1 protein-coding gene and 1 pseudogene are annotated in these 752 nt (G+C 43.1%); both read right to left on the bottom strand.

Features of this window, described 5'->3' with window-relative positions; genetic code table 11:
* Nucleotides 1-356: pseudogene (locus tag R8N49_RS26765) on the bottom strand (sensor histidine kinase); the annotation flags it as partial.
* Between the two features lie 192 nt (nt 357-548).
* Nucleotides 549-752: hypothetical protein (locus R8N49_RS26760; protein WP_318190403.1), on the bottom strand; the 204-nt coding region annotated here is incomplete at its 5' end.

The raw sequence follows: 752 nt of genomic DNA, 5'->3' as shown, positions 1-752 counted from the left end.
TGATAGTTACTCGAAGCGATAACCAAGCCTGTTTTATCATGGACATAAATGGTATCGGCCAAACTTTGCTTCAGCCATTGCGCCAACAGTAAGTTCAGTTCTGTCGACGGTGCACCTTTCTCAACGGCTTCAAGCAAGCGTGGGTCATGGCTAAGCAAATTGGGAATTTGTTCAAACTTCGCCAGTTCGTAGTCGACTTCTTGTGAGACTTGAGCCGCTTGGCTTTTGAGCTTTTGTTGCCATTGATCGTGTTGATAGCGAGTTGCGTAGTGATGCGTAAGAGCAAGCCCTAAAATGCCGATAGCAAACAACAGCAATAAAAAATGACGCAGGGCTTTGGGATTGAGTAAGTTCACAATTAGCTCACCGGAGTTTTTAATGCCATGTTATCAAAAGGTATTAAACGATGCTGTGAGCGGTAACGTTAACTAGGAATCGAACTGCATTTTAGAAGTAGTATTCCGTACTAATAAATACGTAACGGTTGTTTGCCAAGTAAGCGATTGGTTCGTTGTGTGACATAGCGGTCAGTTTATGCTCACTTGAGGTTAAATAGTCAATCTTGTCCCGTTAGAGAGCAAACGAAGCGAAGTTATTTTGGATGACTTCACGTTACTTCTCGTCGCTTCATTCTTATCATTTGGGTGGAAAAACTTGCCCTGCAGTTGGTCTTTGGTCTCGTTAGAAGTGTTGCCTGGCCTCGCTTTTTGCTTGAACCTAGAGGTTACCATCGGTTTTTCAACATCTATGTT

Source organism: Vibrio sp. 1978 (assembly GCF_033344345.1).
This window is presented reverse-complemented; position numbering and strand designations above follow the sequence as displayed.